Origin of the sequence: Streptosporangium longisporum (assembly GCF_039534895.1) — a bacterium.
Taxonomy (GTDB): Bacteria; Actinomycetota; Actinomycetes; order Streptosporangiales; family Streptosporangiaceae; genus Streptosporangium; species Streptosporangium longisporum.
Window position 1 is genome coordinate 86,565 of record NZ_BAAAWD010000013.1, and the last position, 16,476, is coordinate 103,040.

Here is a 16,476-nt window from a genome sequence, read left to right on the forward strand (position 1 = left end):
CCCGACGTCCGCATCTTCGGGCCGAAAAGGAGGAATGCCACCATGAACACGCTGGGGCTCGGGTGGGTCTGAGCCCTTTCCGCGGACCGGCTGCGTCCCGAAACGCCAACCGGAAGCGTACCCCATCGCCTCGTTCCGGGGTATCCGCCATGACACCTCGCGGGGCTGGACATTCACACCGTACCGACCCGCCGAGCGGTGTCCGGTTTGTCATTGATCGTCCCGTGACACCAGGGCCGATGCATGACCCTTCGTCCCTATATAAGTAGATTGCACTCTCTTCTATATCTTGCACAGTTTCATCGTGGAAATTCTGTGATCTACAGGCAAGACGGCTCGTCACCCGAGGCCGCGTCGAAGCCGGCTGCCCCTCTCCCCGCGCCGCCCGGCCCGGCAATCTCACGGGCGAGCAACGACGCCTGCTTGACGACCTCGACAGGCCCCACGGCGCGGTCCCCGGCCGGCGCCTGACAGGATCGAGCTCAAGGCCGCCGGACGCCACGGGGGTACGACTTCGCCATCGGGCCGCGCCTTCGAGCCCCTCGCCGAGCGGCAGCCCTGCTCTTCGCGCGAAGGGATCGCTCACCATGAGTCACGACCACGCGGGGCCGGGCCCCGGATTCGATGACGACGCCACCGCGCGCCCCGCGCCGACGGAGCCGGACCCCGCCCTGAAGCACGCGCTGGAGACCGCTGTCACCATGGCTCACGCCGAACTGGTGCGTGCCGGGGAGAGCAAGTCGGGGCTGCTGCTGTCCTGGGCGGGCGCCGCATTCGGCCTGCTGGGCACCCTGCTGGTCACGAGCCCGGACCACTTCCCCGGGATCGCGCGGTTCGGGGTCATCGTGGCGGTCATGATGCTCTCCGTGGCGGTCGTGCTGATCCTGCTCACCATCCGCCCCACACTGCCCAGGCACGGCAGGACCGCGACCGCCCTCTACTCCGCGACGACCACGCCGCAGGATGTACTGGACCGCATACGCGCGCAGCTGGCCGACGGCGAGCTGTCCCTGGCGCGGCAGACGCTCCTGCTGTCCCGGCTGGCGCTCGTCAAGCACCGCTACCTGCAGTGGGCGATCGATTTGATCATCGCCGCCATCGTGATCCTCACGATCACCGTCGCCCTGACGCGCCTGTTCTGAGCGCCGCCCCCCTCAGGTTCCCGAAAATCGGCGTGACCGCCCGTACGGGGATGCTCCTGTGACCGGTCAGGCGACAGAAACGAGACCTTCTCGTGCGGCCCCGGGGTCGGGGAGCGCGTAGACCCCTCGGGCGATGTGGCGCTTCGAGCCACCGAGCCGGCCGCGCGATCTCCTCAGTCGTCGCCGAGGTCGAGTCTGGTGCCGAGCTGGAGCAACAGGTCAAGCTGATCAAAGTAGATGCGGCTGCTGAGGACGAGACCGTTCTCCATTGCATGGACACTGCATACGCGGGTGACGACCGTCCGCCCTGTCGGCCGCAGGGTTCCCCCTCCGGGTGCCAGGAAGGGGCCCGTGTGAGTGGCGGAGAGCGACCATTCGTAGACCCGGTCACCCTTGTCTTCGATCATGGCCCAGAGCGTCACCCGCAGATCTGGGAACGCCTTCAAAAAGTGCTCGAAATACGAATGGATTTGGTCGTGCCCCTCCGCGACCCCTCCCGGAGCGACGAAAACGGCATTTTGGCTGTAATATCGCATCAACGCTTTCAGGTCATGGTTGTTGACCGCGTCCACCAGCGCATTGCCGATCTCTTCGGGATTTGACATCAAACCATCTTTCTCCGCACGAGAAGGTGATTATTCTTGAATGCAGAGTTTGATGTTTTTCGTACCCGGGCACGAGAGGCCGACGAGCATCCACGCGAAAAGTCTCGGTGACAGGTCCATGGCGTGTGGTTGACGAGGCGAGGAGCGGCCGCCGGCTTCTACCGCCCTGTCACAGTGTTCATCGCCCCTTGGGCATGTGGTCGAGTACGGTCGCTCCCGGGCGGCGATCGGGTTCGCAGCGGCCGTTCGGCCGGGACGCCGTCAGGGCTGGAACAACGCGGCGGGCGCGTCGCGCACGCGGGCGGCCAGCGGTCCGGCGACGTGTTCGGCGTCGCGGGTGACGCCGCGCAGGGTGTTGGAGGCGAACGAGCGCTGGAACTCCAGCCCGACGTACACCAGGCCCGGATGGGTGGTGGAGATTCCCCCGGCGTGCCGGGGAGCGCCGTCGGCGTCCAGGGCGCCCAGGGGACGCAGGTAGTCCAGGGCGGGCCGGTACCCGGTGGCGAAGACGACCGCGTCGGCGCGCTCGCGCGTACCGTCGGCCCGGACGACGCCCTCGGGGGTGAAGGCGGTGAACATCGGACGGCGCCGCATCCTCCCCGAGCCGAGCGCCTCCCGGTAGCGGCCCTCGTCCAGCACCAGGGTGGGTCCGCCCATCGCGGCCAGCCATTCGGGTGGCAGGTCGTCGAACCCGGTCGCGGCCAGCCAGTGGTGGATGTCGTGGCCGCGTACGCGCTGGTCGAGGAACGCCACCGGGGCGCGGGTGGCCAGGGTGACCGTGGCGACCCCCGCCAGCTCGTGGCCGACCTGGACGGCGGAGTTGCCGGCGCCCACCACGATGACGCGCGACCCGGCGTACGGGGCGGGGTCGCGGTAGCCGGCCACGTGCGTCAGGTGTCCGGTGAAGTCCTCCTGGCCGGGAAGCCGGGGCAGGTACGGGTTGGCGAAGGAGCCGCTGGCGGCCACCACGCCCCGGGTGCGCAGCGGCCGCCCGTCGCCGGTGCGCACGACGAAGCCCCCGCTTCCGTCGCGCTCCACCGCCTCGACCGGGGTGTTGACGCGGATGTCGGCCCCGTCGGCCCGCAGCCGGTCGGCGTGGTGGAGCAGGTACTCCACCACCTCGTCACGATGCGGATATCGGTCGCCGTCACCGCCGTCGGGGAACGGCAGGGCGCCCAGGGTGCTGTGGCGGGCGGGTGAGAACAGGGTGAGGCTGTCGTAGTAGGACGGCCAGGAACCGGCCGTCCGCTCGCCGGCCTCCAGGACGACCGGGGTCAGGCCGGCGTCCAGCAGGGCACGGGCGGCGGCCAGCCCGGACTGGCCGCCGCCGATGACGACGGCGTCGAGAACGTCGGTGACGTCGGGGAAATCGGTGCTCATGACCCCGGATCATATCCTCGAATCCAGAAATGACAATATGACAAAATGGGGTGATGCTATGACCATGAGCACCGACGGGATCGAGTTGAGCGATGCGGCACGCGCCTTCCTCAAGGCGATGGCCAGCGAGACCCGCCAGCAGATCCTCGTGCTGTTCGCCGGCGGGGCGGAGCTGACCGTGTCCGAGGTGGCCGAGCGCCTCTCGCTGGCCCAGTCGGCCACCTCCACCCACCTGGCCACCCTGCGCGACGGCGGCGTGCTGGCCTCCCGCCGGGAGTGGAAGACCGTCTACTACCGGGCGGACGCGGGACGGATCGGCCGGGCCCTGAGCGACCTGCAGGCGAGCCTGCGGGCGTGCTGCCCCCCGGGCGACCGCTCACCGGACGCCCCCTGCGGATGAGCCCGGTAACCGGCGGCGAGGGCGGGGCGGCGACGACCGGCCCGGCGGGAGAGGCTCTCCGGGGCCGGCACCTCACAACTTAGGTACGTGTCTATATTGACAACCCTCAAATCAATGGGCATTCTGGTTTTACTTAGACAGGCTTCTAAACAGTCGAGGCCGGAAGCCGGTCCTGCGGGCCGGAACCGACGCCCTCGGCGCCCCTGACGATCAGCGCACGACGCACAGGAGACGACCATGAGTGATGGATGCTGCGGTCCGGCGGCCGTCGAGATCGAGCCGTTCACGTCCGCGAGTTCCACGGGGAACGGCGGTGAGCGCTCCGCGCCGCCCGTGGTGGTGATCGGCGCGGGCCCGGTAGGCCTGGCAGCGGCCGCCCACCTGGCCGAACGCGGCCTGGGCTTCCTCATCCTGGAGGCCGGGCGGCACGCCGGCGCCTCGATCGCCCAGTGGGGACACGTGCGCACCTTCAGCCCGTGGCGCTACAACGTCGACGCCGCCGCCCGCCGCCTGCTCACCGCCGAGGGATGGACCGAGCCCGATCCCGACTGGCTGCCCACCGGCGCCGAACTGATCGAGGACTACCTCACCCCGCTGGCCACCCACCCCGCGATCGCCCCCCACCTGCGGTTCGGCGCCACGGTGAGCGCGATCAGCCGCCAGAGCCACGACCGCGTCCGCTCCACCGGCCGACAGGACGACCCCTTCGTGATCCGCCTGGCCGACGGCGAAGAGATCCACGCCCGCGCGATCATCGACGCCTCGGGCACCTGGAACACCCCCAACGTGCTGGGCGCCAACGGCCTGCCCGCCCACGGTGAGAGTGACGCCGCACGATTCGTCGACCACGCCCTGCCCGACGTGCTGGGCACCGACCGCGCCACCTACGAGGGCCGCCACACCCTCGTGATCGGCGCCGGGCACTCGGCCGCCACCACCCTGCTGGCCCTGGCACAACTGCAGGACACCCCCGTCACCTGGGCCATCCGCGCGGGCGGCGCGGAGCGCACCTACGGTGGCGGCGCGGCCGACGCGCTCCCCGAGCGCGGCGCCCTGGGCACCCGCCTGCGCACCCTGGTCGAGGACGGACGCATCACCCTGCTGACCAGCTTCTTCACCCACACCGTCACCACCACCGACGCGGGCGTGACCGTGACCGGCCGCACCCCCGGCGGCGAACAGAGCATCACCGCCGACCGGATCGTGGCCGCCACCGGCTACCGCCCCGACCACTCCATCGCGAGCGAACTGCGCCTCGACCTCGACCCGGTCCTCGGCTCCACCCGCGCGCTGGCGCCGCTGATCGACCCCAACCACCACTCCTGCGGCACCGTCCCCGCCCACGGCGAGGCCGAACTGGCCCACCCCGAGGCCGGCTACTACGCCGTCGGCGTCAAGAGCTACGGCCGCGCCCCCACCTTCCTGATGGCCACCGGCTACGAACAGGTCCGCTCGGTGGTCGCCGCCCTGGCCGGGGATCTCGACGCCGCCCGCGAGGTGCACCTGGAACTGCCCGAGACGGGCGTGTGCTCCTCCGGCCTGGCCGAGGCCCAAGAGGCGAAGGAGGCGAGGGTGGGCCTGGCCATCGGTATCGGCGGCGGGCTGCTCGCCACCCCGCTCCCGCTGGTCACCGTCGGCGGTGACGACGGCGGCTGCTGCGGCTGAACGCACCGACCACCGACGCGGACAAGCAGGGAGTGTCAGATGTCCGAGGGATACCCCACCGCGGTCCAGAAGGAGGCCCTGCGCCTGATCTGCGAGCACGAGCCGATCGGCACCCGCCGCCTGGGTGAGCACCTGGTCGCCGCCCGGGAGCCGAGCACCAATCCGGGCTTCGCCCCGGCGATCGCCCGGACGGCGCGGACCCTGGCCTGGCGGCTGCAGGCCCAGGGGTTCGTCATCGCGGACCCGGCCGGCGAGCTCCGGACGAGCGCGGACGGGCGCCGGCTGATCGGCTGCGCCGGTGACCTCGGGTGAGTTCCACCGCCGAAGCCGCCCTCGTCCCCGGGAACGGCGGCCGGTGGCGTCCGGCGCAGGGGTGGCGCATCGTCGCCGCCCTGGCCGTGACGCAGACCATCGGCTACGGCGTGCTCTACTACTCCTTCTCGGTCTTCCTCACCCCCATGGCGGCCGACCTGCACACCGACGGCCCCCGGATCACGGCCGCGCTGACCGGCTCGATCCTGATCGCCGCGCTGTGCGCCCCGCTGGTCGGCCGCCTGCTCGACGCCCACGGCGGGCGGGGCCTGATGACCACCGGGTCGATCATCGGCACGCTCGCCGTCCTGGCCTGGTCACGGGTCGAGACCCTGCCCCAGCTGTACGCGGTCTTCGCCGCGATCGGCATCGCGTGCGCCATGGCGCTCTACGAAAGCGCCTTCGCCGTCATCGTCAGCTGGTTCGACACCCCCGCCCGCGGTGACGACCCCGCTCCCGCCCACAACTCCCCCGCCGACGACCCCGTCCGCGCTCACGACCACGACCCCGGCCTCGCCCGCGACCCCGCCCCCGGTCACGGTCACGGTCACGGTCACGGCCGCGACCCCGCCCCCGGTCACGGTCACGGCCGGGCCAACGCCCTGCTCGCGCTCACCGTCGTCGCCGGGTTCGCCTCCACCGTCTTCCTCCCGCTGAGCGGGCTGCTGGTCGACGCCCACGGCTGGCGCACCGCCCTGGTGATCCTGGCCGCACTCTACGGGGCGACGGCGATCCCGTTGCACGCGCTCGTCGTGCGCCGCCCCGCCCGCACCGGACCTCGACCGGCCACGACCCGCGAGCGGGCCCGGATCGTCAAGGACGCCACCCGGACGCGGCCGTTCCGGCTGCTGGTGATCGCCTTCACCGCCAACGGCGGCGCGGCGGCGGTGATGTCGGTCCTGCTCATCACCTATCTCCTCCACCTGGGCCACTCCCCCGTCCTGGCCGCCACCCTGGCCGGGCTGCTGGGGGTGCTGTCGGTGACCGGCCGCCTGCTCACCACCGGCCTGCAACGCCGCCTGCCCGCCGCCCTCATCGCCGCCGCGATCTTCACCCTGCAGGGCGTCGCCGCCGCGCTGCTCCCCCTGGCCGGGCGTACGGTACCGGGCGCCGTCGGCTGCGTCGTCGGCTTCGGGCTCGGCTTCGGCATCGCCTCCGTCACCCTGCCGCACCTGCTGCTGCAGCGGTACGGCAGCAGCGCCTACGCCTCACTGTCGGGCCGCGTCGCCGCCTTCTCCGTCGCCGACAAGGCCCTGGCCCCGCTGGGTGCGATCACGCTGGCCCAGGCGGCCGGGTACACGTGGGTGATGGCGGCCGTCGCGCTGGCCTGCGCCGTCGCCGCGCTCGCATTGATCGCCTACCACCGCGTATGATTTAGATAAATGTCGAATTAGGGGGAGCCGTCGCATGACCGCCGCCACCGTCGCCTGCTGCGCGCCGATCGCGCGCGAGCCCATCTCCCCGGCCGACGCGGCCGAACCCGCGAACGCGTGAACCCGGCCGGGACGGCGGCCCCGTCGCCCGCGCCGGGACGGGTGGACGTGCTGGTGGTCGGCGGCGGGCAGGCCGGTCTGGCCGCGGGTTACCACCTGCGCCGGGCGAAGGCCGATTTCGTCGTCCTCGACGCTCAGGACGGGCCGGGCGGTGCCTGGCGACACGCCTGGCCCTCGCTTCGCCTGTTCTCCCCCGCCCGGTACAGCTCCCTGCCGGGCCGGATGATGCCCGCACCTCCGGGCGGAGGCCCTCCGAGCGCCGCCGACACCGTCGCCTATCTGGCCGACTACGAGCGGCACTACGGGTTGCCGATCATTCGCCCCGTGCACGTGCAGGGGATACGGCGGGACGAGGATCGCCTGGCGGTCCTGACCGACACCGGCGCCTGGCGGGCACGAATCGTGATCAGCGCGACCGGCACCTGGTGGCGGCCGTTCGTCCCGCACTACCCGGGCATGGACGACTTCCGGGGCCGGCAACTGCACACCGCCGGCTACACCGGGCCCGAGTCCCTGCGCGGTGAGCGGGTGGTGATCGTGGGCGGCGGCAACTCCGCCGCGCAGATCCTCGCCGAGGTCTCCACCGTCGCGAGCACGACCTGGATCACCCTTCGCCCACCCCGGTTGCTGCCCGACGAGGTGGACGGCAAGGCGTTGTTCGACCTGGCCACCCGTCGTGCCCGCTCGGCCGATGTGGCCGATACCGGTGACCCGGCGGACCTGGGTGACATCGTCGCCGTGCCACCCGTCCGTGAGGCCCGCGACCGTGGCGCGCTGAAGGCCGAGCCCATGTTCACCCGGCTCACCGCGACCGGGGTGGCCTGGGCCGACGGCACCGAGCTGGCGTGCGACACGATCATCTGGTGCACCGGGTTCCGTCCCGCGCTCGGCCATCTGGCTCCGCTGAGACTTCGCGGTCCCGACGGCCTGATCCCTGTCGAGGGCACCCGTGCGCTCGGGGAAGCCCGCCTGCACCTGCTGGGCTACGGTGACTGGACCGGCCCGGCCTCGGCCACCCTGATCGGCGCCGCCCGTACCGCCAAGACCTGTGTCGCCGACGTCCTGCGGCAGCTCGCGTCCTGATGTCCGCTCGTCGTAGCGGAACGGGAGAGACGGGAAGGGGTGGGGAGGTGATCGTGCACGGTGAGCGGCGCCCGGGCGAGGAGGGAAACGTCGCCTGAGCTGCGAGTGCGCCTCGCCATTTTAATTAGACGCTCCTCTAACTTGACACTCTTCTAATCACAGTGAAACGCTGACCTTACTTAGATGTACGTCAAAGCCGGATGAGGTCACTACCGCGCGAGAGCGCGCCGTTCCCTCGAAAGGGGCACACCATGGCAAACGAGAACACCGGTGGATTCATCGGGGACCTGCAGGAGGCCTTCACCCCGCCCGCCGCCGGAGGATGCTGCGGGGGTCCCGCCCCCAGCGCGTCCCAGGACGCCGCCGCCGTGGCCACGTCGTGTTGCGGAGAGACGTCCGAGGCCGAGCAGACCCCCCAGGACGAGGACCGCGCTCAGGCGCCGGCCGGTCCGGCCGCCGCCGGTGGAGCCTCCGGCGGATGCTGCGGATGAGCTCCCCGCCCTCCGCCTCGGCCGCGCCACCGGAGGCGGCCGAGGTCCCCGGCCTGATGGCCGCCCTGGAGCAGGTGAGCGCGGGGCGGATGCTCGACTGCGTCACCGAGCTGGCCGCCGACCGCTACGCTGGCCGCCGGGTGGGCACCCCTGGCGGTCGCGCCGCCGCCTCCTGGCTCGCCGGCCGGTTACGCGCGCTGGGCGCCGAGGTCCGGCTCGACCCGTTCGACGTCGCCGAGGTGCGCGAGCTGTACCGCACACCGGTGCTGCGCTGGAGCGACGGCCGGCAGACCCGGCCGCTGGAGCATCGACGCGACTTCGTCGAGCACCTGACCTCGGCCGAGCTGCCCGACCCGCGCTCGGCACCGCTGGTGGACGCGGGTACGGCGGATCTCGGCGGGTGCTGGGTGCTGGCTCCGGCCGGTGAATGGGAGCAGGCCTGCCGGCGCGCCGAAGCCGGCGGTGCCCTCGGCGTGCTGACGGCGCGCGGCACCGACGACGGCGGGTGGATGCCCAAGATGATCGCCGGGCCCGCCCGGCATGCGGTGGCGGTCATCGGCGTACGCGCCGACCTGCACCGGCGGCTGGCCGACGCCCTCGCCGCGAACGAGGTGACCGTGACCGCGTCGGTACCGCTGCGCGCGGTCGCCGCCGGCGCCGTCAACGTTCACGGTCATCTGCCGCTCGGACAGGGGGTGCGGCGCGAGGGGGTGGAACAGGAAGCGGCGGGCGGGCCCCGGGTGCTGCTGACGGCGCACTTCGACGGGGTGGGCGACGACCCCGAGCGCCGCCTGCCCGCGGCGGCCGACAACGCCTCCGGGGTGGCCGCGGTCCTGGAGGCCGCCCGCGTCCTGGCCGCCACCCTGACCGTGCCGGTGGACCTGAGGGTGTCCTTTCTGGACGCCGAGGAGGCCGGGGCGCGGGGTTCGGCCCACCACGCCCCTGCCGTGGCGCCGGACACCCAGGTCGTCAACCTGGACGGGGCCGCACGGCTGCATCAGGCGGCCGCGGTCGAGGCGGGCGGCCCGGCCCATGCCCTGCTGGCCGTCCTGGACCGGGCCGGGCGCCGCACCGGGGTGGCGTTGCGGGCCGGGGCGATGGCCTCCGACAACCGCCGCTACGCCGCGGCGGGACTGGCCGCGATCGGCGTCGGCATGGGGATGCCCGGCTACCAGACCCCCGCCGAGACCCCCGACCGCGTGGAGGCGGCCACCCTGGTGACCGCCGCCCGCCTGCTCGTCGCCACCGTCTGGCTGCTGGCCGGCACGCGCCCCTGAGCGGTGCCGCCGGGTCCGGCTCGCCGGCGTGCGGCTCCGCGACCGGGATGCTCGGGGCCGTTCAGGAGCGGGACCCGGTCCGGACCGCCCGGCCGCTCACCCGTCGAGGTCGGCGATCAGGTTCTCGACGCGGGCGCGGATCTCGTCGCGGATGGCGCGGACGGTGTCGATGCCCTGGCCGGAGGGGTCGTCGAGCTTCCAGTCCTCGTAGCGTTTGCCGGGGAAGAACGGGCAGGTGTCGCCGCAGCCCATGGTGATGACCACGTCGGAGTCCTGGACGGCCTCGACGGTGAGGATCTTGGGGTGTCCGGCGGTGATGTCGATGCCGACCTCTGCCATCGCGGCCACCGCGACCGGGTTGATCTGCTCGGCGGGCTCGGATCCGGCCGAGCGGACCTCGATCCGCTCCCCCGCCAGGTGGGTGAGCCAGCCGGCGGCCATCTGGGAGCGGCCTGCGTTGTGCACGCAGACGAACAGCACGCTGGGCGTGTCAGGCATGGGCCGATCCTTGTGACGCGGGGGGAACAGGGACGGTGGGGAACAGGCGGCGGGCGGCCAGGCTGACGTAGACCAGGGCGACCAGGACGGGCACCTCGATCAGCGGGCCGACCACCCCGGCCAGGGCCTGGCCGGAGGTGACGCCGAAGACGCCGACCGCGACCGCGATGGCCAGCTCGAAGTTGTTGCCGGCCGCGGTGAAGGCCAGCGTGGTGGTGCGCTCGTAGGTCAGGCCGATCGCCCGGCCGGCCAGGAAGGAACCGCCCCACATGAGGGCGAAGTAGGCCAGCAGCGGCAGTGCGATCCGGGCCACGTCCCCGGGCCGGGAGGTGATCGTCTGTCCCTGCAGGGCGAACAGGATGACGATGGTGAACAGCAACCCGTACAGGGCGACGGGTCCGATCCTGGGCAGGAAGCGCTCCTCGTACCAGGTGCGGCCGCGGGTGCGTTCGCCCAGCCGGCGCGACAGGTAGCCCGCCGCCAGGGGGATGCCGAGGAAGATCAGCACGTATCGGGCGATGTCCCAGGCCGAGACCCGCAGCGCGCTGCCCTGGCCCAGGCCGAGCCAGGTGGGCAGCAGGTCGAGGTAGAACCAGCCCAGCAGGCCGAAGGCGACGACCTGGAAGATCGAGTTGATCGCGACCAGCACGGCCGCGGCCTCACGGTCGCCGCACGCGAGATCGTTCCAGATCAGCACCATGGCGATGCAGCGGGCCAGGCCGACGATGATCAGGCCGGTGCGGTACTCGGGCAGGTCGGGCAGCAGCAGCCAAGCCAGCGCGAACATCAGTGCCGGGCCGAGGATCCAGTTGAGCACCAGGGAGGCGATCAGCAGGCGCCGGTCGCCGGTGACGGTGCCCAGGCGGTCGTAGCGGACCTTGGCCAGCACCGGGTACATCATCAGCAGCAGGCCCAGGGCGATCGGCAGCGAGATCTCACCGATCTTGACCGCCTCCAGCGCGGAGTTCAGGCCGGGCACCAGGCGCCCGAGCAGCAGCCCGGCGGCCATCGCCAGGCCGATCCACACCGGCAGGAAACGGTCCAGGGTGGACAGGGCGCCGACCACGCCGCCCTTCGCCGTGGAGGCGGGGGCGGGGGCGGCGGTAGGTGAGGACATCACGCTTCCTTCGTGGTCCGCGCTCAGGCCGAGGCGGGAACGTCGATCAGGGCTGACAGGTCGGCCAGGGTCTCGGGGACCAGGCGGTAGTACACCCACGAGGCCCGGCGCTCGGAGACCAGCAGCCCGACCTCCTTGAGAACCTTCAGGTGGTGGCTGATGGTCGGCTGCGACAGCTCGAAGGCACCGGTCAGGTCGCACACGCACACCTCGCCGCCCGCGTGGCTGGCCACGATCGACACGATGCGCAGCCGTACCGGATCTCCCAGCGCCTTGAACACGCGCGCCACCGCGGCGCTCCGCTCGGCGCTGAGCGGCTCGCGCGTCAGCGGCGGGCTGCACCCTGACAGCTCCGGTGGCTCCATCGGACACCCCTCATATAGACGCTGGTCGAAGTCAATCAGTATCTATATTGACACATGTCTATCAGGGCACGGTGCAGCGGTCCCCTTCCCGGCCACCGGGTACGGCGGATCGGCCGGCAGGGCACGCCCGCGCCCGGCCTCCCGGCGGGTCGGCCGCATGCGGGCGCGGTGGCCGGGCGGTGTGCTGGCACCAAGGTGCCGGGCAACTTGCTGCCTGGCCCGATCACTTTCCCGGCGGGAAGACGGTCATGAGAGTGGTTGTGTACGACACGCGATCTCGTGAACGGGACGTCGCGGCAACGACCTCGTCCGCACGCCGAATCCGATCGGCTCACAGGGAACACGCGAGCCCTTCGCGGCTCACGGGCGTGGCCGATCCATCAGTGTCCCGATCGCTCACGCGAGAGGCCACGGCGCCCGCCCACCCCGCGAACGTCTCATTGCGACGGGAGATCTTCCTCAGTGGAGCAGGACAACACACTTCCCGCAGATCATCAAGGTGTCACACGGCGCGGGGTACTGCGGGGCGCGATGCTCGCCGGTGCCGGAACCGCCACCGGAGGCATCCCGGGCCTCGTTCCCCATACCGGGCAGGCCGCGTTCGCCGCGGCCGCGCCGCCTCTTCCCGGGCCGGGGTCCGCCGTGCCGGACTTCACGGCCGGGTCGGCGGCGCTGACCCCCGACCGCGTGGTCGACAGCGCATGCCAGTTCTGCAACAGCAACTGCCGGATCAAGGTCTCCCTGAAGCTCGGCCGGGTGCTGGAGATCCGCGGTGAGCAGGCCGATCCGGTGCAGGACGGGAACCTGTGCGTCAAGGCCCCCATGATGACCGAGTTGACCTACAACCCGCTGCGCCTGACCACGCCGCTGCGCCGCGTCTCCGGCCGCAAGGGCGACCCCGACAGCCGTTTCGCCCCCGTCTCCTGGGACGAGGCGCTGGACGTCATCGCACGCCGCTGGCTCGCCCTGCGCGACGCCGGACAGGCCCGCGCCATCGCCAACCGCACCACCGGCCGCCTGCCCCGAGGCACCGGGTCGCTCGTCTCGCGGGTCTTCACCCTGCTGGGCAGCCCCAACGACACCGACGTCGGCCCGGTGTGCAACGACGCCGGCGGCAACGCCCTGGCCACCACGTTCGGGCTGGGGAACTTCACCAACGGCTACGGCGTCGACGGCGCGACCGGCAGGGAGGATCTCGGCTCGGCGAAGTTCTTCCTGTTCCTGGGCACCAACCAGGGTGAGACGCACCCTGTGACGTTCGCCCACCTGCTGCGCGAACGCGCGCGCACCGGGGCGCGCCTGGTGGTCGTGGACCCGCGCGCCACCCCCACCACCGAACTGGCCGACCAGTGGGTGGCCCCCAAGCCGCACACCGACTTCGCCCTCGTCCTGGGCATGCTGCATCACATCGTCACCACCGGCCGCCACGACAGGGCCTTCGTCGAGCGGTGGGTGCTCGGCTTCGACGAGCTGCGCGCGCACCTGGTCGAGCACGGTTACACCCCCGAGTGGGCGGCCGGCGTCAGCGGCGTTCCCGCCGGGACGATCCGGGGACTGGCGGCCGACTACGCCGGCACCCGACCCGCCGCGATCTTCTGCAACGCCGGCATATCCCACCAGCTGGGCGCGTTCGACACCTACCGCACCCTGACGATGCTCGCCGCGGTGACCGGCAACATCGGTGTGCCCGGCGGCGGCTGCAACTTCATGCACAACACCTGGCCCGGCGGGCTGAACCTTCCCCCGCTGAAGGTCACACCCCCCACCCGGGGCCCGGCGCTGCCCGTCGGCCCCGACTCCTTCGCCGAGTCGATCCTGAACGGCCGCCCCTACCGCCTCAAGGCGGTCATGACGGAGGGCAACCCCCTCATCAGCTCGGCCAACACCGGCAAGGTGCGCGAGGCCTTCGCCGAGCTCGACTTCTACGTCTACACGGGCCTGTTCATGGAGGAGGCCGCCTACTACGCCGACATCATCCTTCCCGTCTGCAGCGGCCTGGAGTTCGAGGGCGTCTACATGCGCCGCGACGACCGTGCCGTCCGCTGGCAGGACGCCGCGGTGGAACGGGTCGGCCAGACGCGCTCCGACACCGAGATCTGGATCGACCTGGCCCACGCGCTCGGCCGCAACGACCGCCGCCGTCCCCGCTCGTACTGGACGGACGCCTTCCCCCAGGAGTGGAAGGACTACGGCACGCTGTGGGACACCTTCGTCGCCCACACCCCCGGGATGGCGGGCATGACCCGCCGGCGACTGCGCGCGCGGGCCGAACCGCTGCGCTGGCCGTGCCCGGACACCGATCATCCGGGGGTCAGCACGCTGTATCTCGACCACCCCAGCTGGTACAGGGCGGCCGAGTCGCTCGACCCGGCCAACCGTGGTAAGCGGTTCCTGACGGCGAGCGGCAAGGCCGAGATCTACACGCCCGAGCTGGAGAGCAGGCTCGCCCCGAGCGGGCACCATGCGCTGCCGGTCTTCTACACCCACCCCGAGGTGACGGGCGCGCACCCGACCATCGCCTACGAGGACCGCTACATCACCAACCCGATCAACCCCGGTGCGCTCACCCGGCCGGTGCGCCTGGGCGTCGCCGGCTCCGACGCGGTGCACCGCAGGTACCCGCTGATGGGAATGACCGGCCGGCCCAGCGTGGTGCACTTCGCCTCCGTCACCCACTGGACGCCGACCGGCAAGCGGCTCAACGGCGTCCGCCTGGTGCAGATCCACCCGGCCACCGCCCGCGGGCTCGGCATCGCCGACGGCGATCAGGTCCTGGTGGAGAGCCCGCGTGGTGCGGTGAGCGGCACCGCCCAGCTGGACGAGGGCATCCGCGCCGACACCGTCTACCTCCCCAACACCTTCGGCCCGGCCCAGCGGGCCGGTGACCTCTACGGCGCTCCTCGCTACGAGGCGGCCAACACCCTGATCGACGACCTGCTCTACGACAACCTCTCGGGACAGCAGGCGTACAAGTGCTTCGCCTGCCGCGTCCGCAAGAAGTGACCCGGTGAGTGCGGAAAGGCCGGTGGGTGGGCCCCGCCGGCCTTTCCGCGTGCCGGAGGCCGGGGCGCGTCCCGCACCCCGTCGTCCGGGGCGGCGGGCAGGAGGTCCCAGCCGGCGCCGGGACGCAGGGCCGGAAGGCGCAGGGTGTCCCAGCCGGCCCCCCGCACGAGTTCGCCGGTGAGCGTGTCGAGGTCGGGAAGTGCCGGGGTGAGCGGATCGGGCATGGACGTCTCCGTCAAGGATGGGCCTGTCGGGCGGGGGTGTCGAGGCAGGGGCGGCGAAGGTGGTGCAGCCGTACGCCGGCGAGGTGGGCCGGGCTGTAGGGACGCAGGTCGAGGTCTTCGGTGAAGCTGAACATCTCCAGCCGCAGCGCCGGTCCGCGCTCGGGCCGTCCATCGGGTCCGGGGGCGTAGGCCAGCACGAAGGAGGGGTCGCCGAGAGCGGCGAGGTTGACGATCCGGTCGGCCTGGTCGGATCCGGATCCGGGGTCGACCAGGTGGGAGGGCAGGGGAACGAACCCGAGACGGCTCTTGAAGCCGAACAGGCCCGGCTTGGCCAGGTGGCCGTAGAGGTTGGGGTCGCTGCCCAGGCTCACCCAGGTGAATCCGCGGCGGCGGGCCTCGCCGATGAGTTCCATGTAGAGCAGGCGCGTCAGCCCGGTCGCGTGGTGGCGGGCCGCCACCGCGCCGAAACGTCCCCGTACCTCGTCCTTGTCCGGTGACTGCAGGCTGATGCACGCCCCGGCCAGATCCGCCCCCTCCCAGGCGCACACGGCGAAGTAGTGTTCGCTTTCGGCCAGGATCCGTTCCCGGTGGCGGGCGGCGACGGGCCATCCGTGCCGCATCTCGGTGATCTGACTCTCGTACAGGGGCAGGAACGCCTCCAGCAGCGCCGGGGACACCGGCCGGACGTCGAGACGCAGTCCGGCGGCCAGGCCGCGGCGGCGCGCCACGAAGACGTTGCGCCTGTCCCTGGTGGTCAGGCGTTCGAGGAAGGCCTCATCGCTCGCGGCGGTGGCGGCGCGCCACACGACGACCTGGGGTTTGGGTGCGAAACCCGCCGCGGCCAGCTCCGCCCAGCACTCGGGCGGGGGGTTCTGCACGCGTACGACGTCGACCTCGTGCCGGTGGCGTCTCCAGTCGCCCTCCAGCGCCTCGTGGACGTCGACCACGGCCAGGGGCAGACCGGCGGCGGTCTTGAGGATCATCGGCCCTCACCGTCCGTCCCGGTGGGCGTCGCCCACGACGCCGTCGGCACCGTCGGCGCCGTCTCGTGGGCCCGCAGCAGCCGGGACAGGTCGTTCAGCGTCGCCGGCACGGCGCGGTAGTAGACCCAGGTGCCCCGCCGCTCGGCGGTGATGAGCCCGGCCGCTCGCAGCACCTTCAGGTGGTAGGAGATCGTCGGGGACGACAGGTCGACGTCGCCGGACATGTCGCACACGCATACCTCGCGGTCGGGGTGGGAGGCGACCAGGGAGAGCAGTCGCAGGCGCACGGGATCGCCCAGCGCCTTGAACGCCTGGGCCAGGTCCCCCGCGGGGGACGGGCCCAGTGGCTCACGCGCCAGCGGCGCGCATCGGCCGAACACGACCGGATCCATGTGATGCTCCTGGCTCGCAGGGGTGTGCCGGACCACGGGCGACGGC

At 72.0% G+C, this 16,476-nt stretch carries 16 protein-coding genes; 9 read left to right on the plus strand and 7 right to left on the minus strand.

The window, feature by feature from the left end:
• Positions 1 to 587 precede the first annotated feature (587 nt).
• Positions 588 to 1,142 (plus strand): Pycsar system effector family protein, encoded by a 555-nt coding sequence (locus ABD832_RS22600; RefSeq protein WP_344898622.1) that lies wholly within the window; start codon positions 588 to 590, stop codon positions 1,140 to 1,142.
• A 173-nt stretch (positions 1,143 to 1,315) separates the two neighbouring features.
• Here ABD832_RS22600 and ABD832_RS22605 read toward each other — a convergent pair whose 3' ends face one another.
• The gene (locus ABD832_RS22605; protein WP_344898623.1) at positions 1,316 to 1,747 is read right to left on the minus strand and encodes a nuclear transport factor 2 family protein; all 432 of its coding nucleotides are present in this window, start codon (positions 1,745 to 1,747) and stop codon (positions 1,316 to 1,318) included.
• Between the two features lie 261 nt (positions 1,748 to 2,008).
• Positions 2,009 to 3,127 carry a flavin-containing monooxygenase gene (locus ABD832_RS22610; RefSeq protein WP_344898624.1) on the minus strand — a complete coding sequence of 373 codons (1,119 nt, stop codon included), beginning with the start codon at positions 3,125 to 3,127 and terminating at the stop codon, positions 2,009 to 2,011.
• A gap of 64 nt (positions 3,128 to 3,191) precedes the next feature.
• Between ABD832_RS22610 and ABD832_RS22615 the strand changes: the two genes are divergently transcribed.
• The 7 genes from ABD832_RS22615 (at position 3,192) to ABD832_RS22645 (ending at position 9,848) form a co-directional block, all read left to right on the plus strand.
• On the plus strand, positions 3,192 to 3,527 hold the full coding sequence (locus ABD832_RS22615) for an ArsR/SmtB family transcription factor (protein ID WP_344898625.1): 336 nt from the start codon (positions 3,192 to 3,194) through the stop codon (positions 3,525 to 3,527).
• A gap of 237 nt (positions 3,528 to 3,764) precedes the next feature.
• Positions 3,765 to 5,192 (plus strand): FAD-dependent oxidoreductase, encoded by a 1,428-nt coding sequence (locus ABD832_RS22620; protein ID WP_344898626.1) that lies wholly within the window; start codon positions 3,765 to 3,767, stop codon positions 5,190 to 5,192.
• 39 nt (positions 5,193 to 5,231) lie between these two features.
• A complete protein-coding gene (locus tag ABD832_RS22625) occupies positions 5,232 to 5,504 on the plus strand; it encodes a hypothetical protein (RefSeq protein ID WP_344898627.1) in 273 nt (90 codons plus the stop codon).
• The gene (locus ABD832_RS22630) at positions 5,501 to 6,877 is read left to right on the plus strand and encodes an MFS transporter (RefSeq protein WP_344898629.1); all 1,377 of its coding nucleotides are present in this window, start codon (positions 5,501 to 5,503) and stop codon (positions 6,875 to 6,877) included. The genes ABD832_RS22625 and ABD832_RS22630 overlap by 4 nt, the downstream gene beginning before the upstream one ends.
• Positions 6,878 to 6,994: 117 nt before the next feature.
• On the plus strand, positions 6,995 to 8,080 hold the full coding sequence (locus ABD832_RS22635; RefSeq protein ID WP_344898631.1) for an ArsO family NAD(P)H-dependent flavin-containing monooxygenase: 1,086 nt from the start codon (positions 6,995 to 6,997) through the stop codon (positions 8,078 to 8,080).
• A 251-nt stretch (positions 8,081 to 8,331) separates the two neighbouring features.
• Positions 8,332 to 8,571, plus strand: a complete 240-nt coding sequence (locus ABD832_RS22640) for a hypothetical protein (RefSeq protein WP_344898633.1) — start codon at positions 8,332 to 8,334, stop codon at positions 8,569 to 8,571.
• On the plus strand, positions 8,559 to 9,848 hold the full coding sequence (locus ABD832_RS22645) for a M28 family metallopeptidase (protein WP_344898635.1): 1,290 nt from the start codon (positions 8,559 to 8,561) through the stop codon (positions 9,846 to 9,848). Before ABD832_RS22640 ends, ABD832_RS22645 begins: the two co-directional genes overlap by 13 nt.
• A 96-nt stretch (positions 9,849 to 9,944) precedes the next feature.
• Here the strand turns inward: ABD832_RS22645 and ABD832_RS22650 are convergent, their stop codons facing one another.
• The 3 genes from ABD832_RS22650 to ABD832_RS22660 are packed head-to-tail and all read right to left on the minus strand — an operon-like array spanning position 9,945 to position 11,828.
• Complete coding sequence (locus tag ABD832_RS22650) at positions 9,945 to 10,346, minus strand: arsenate reductase ArsC (RefSeq protein WP_344898637.1); 402 nt, start codon at positions 10,344 to 10,346, stop codon at positions 9,945 to 9,947.
• Entirely contained in the window at positions 10,339 to 11,463 is a 1,125-nt protein-coding gene (gene arsB / locus ABD832_RS22655) for an ACR3 family arsenite efflux transporter (RefSeq protein ID WP_344898639.1), read from the minus strand. The genes ABD832_RS22650 and arsB overlap by 8 nt, the downstream gene beginning before the upstream one ends.
• Positions 11,464 to 11,486: 23 nt before the next feature.
• Positions 11,487 to 11,828 carry an ArsR/SmtB family transcription factor gene (locus tag ABD832_RS22660; protein ID WP_344898641.1) on the minus strand — a complete coding sequence of 114 codons (342 nt, stop codon included), beginning with the start codon at positions 11,826 to 11,828 and terminating at the stop codon, positions 11,487 to 11,489.
• A gap of 642 nt (positions 11,829 to 12,470) precedes the next feature.
• Here ABD832_RS22660 and ABD832_RS22665 point away from each other — a divergent pair.
• Complete coding sequence (locus tag ABD832_RS22665; protein WP_344898643.1) at positions 12,471 to 14,831, plus strand: molybdopterin-containing oxidoreductase family protein; 2,361 nt, start codon at positions 12,471 to 12,473, stop codon at positions 14,829 to 14,831.
• 235 nt (positions 14,832 to 15,066) lie between these two features.
• On the opposite strand, the gene ABD832_RS22670 is transcribed toward ABD832_RS22665, so the two are convergent.
• Together ABD832_RS22670 and ABD832_RS22675 are read right to left on the minus strand one after the other, a co-directional pair.
• A complete protein-coding gene (locus tag ABD832_RS22670; protein WP_344898645.1) occupies positions 15,067 to 16,038 on the minus strand; it encodes a hypothetical protein in 972 nt (323 codons plus the stop codon).
• Positions 16,035 to 16,430: an ArsR/SmtB family transcription factor gene (locus ABD832_RS22675; protein WP_344898647.1), complete on the minus strand. Its 396-nt coding sequence runs from the start codon at positions 16,428 to 16,430 to the stop codon at positions 16,035 to 16,037. The genes ABD832_RS22670 and ABD832_RS22675 overlap by 4 nt, the downstream gene beginning before the upstream one ends.
• Between the last annotated feature and the right edge of the window lie 46 nt (positions 16,431 to 16,476).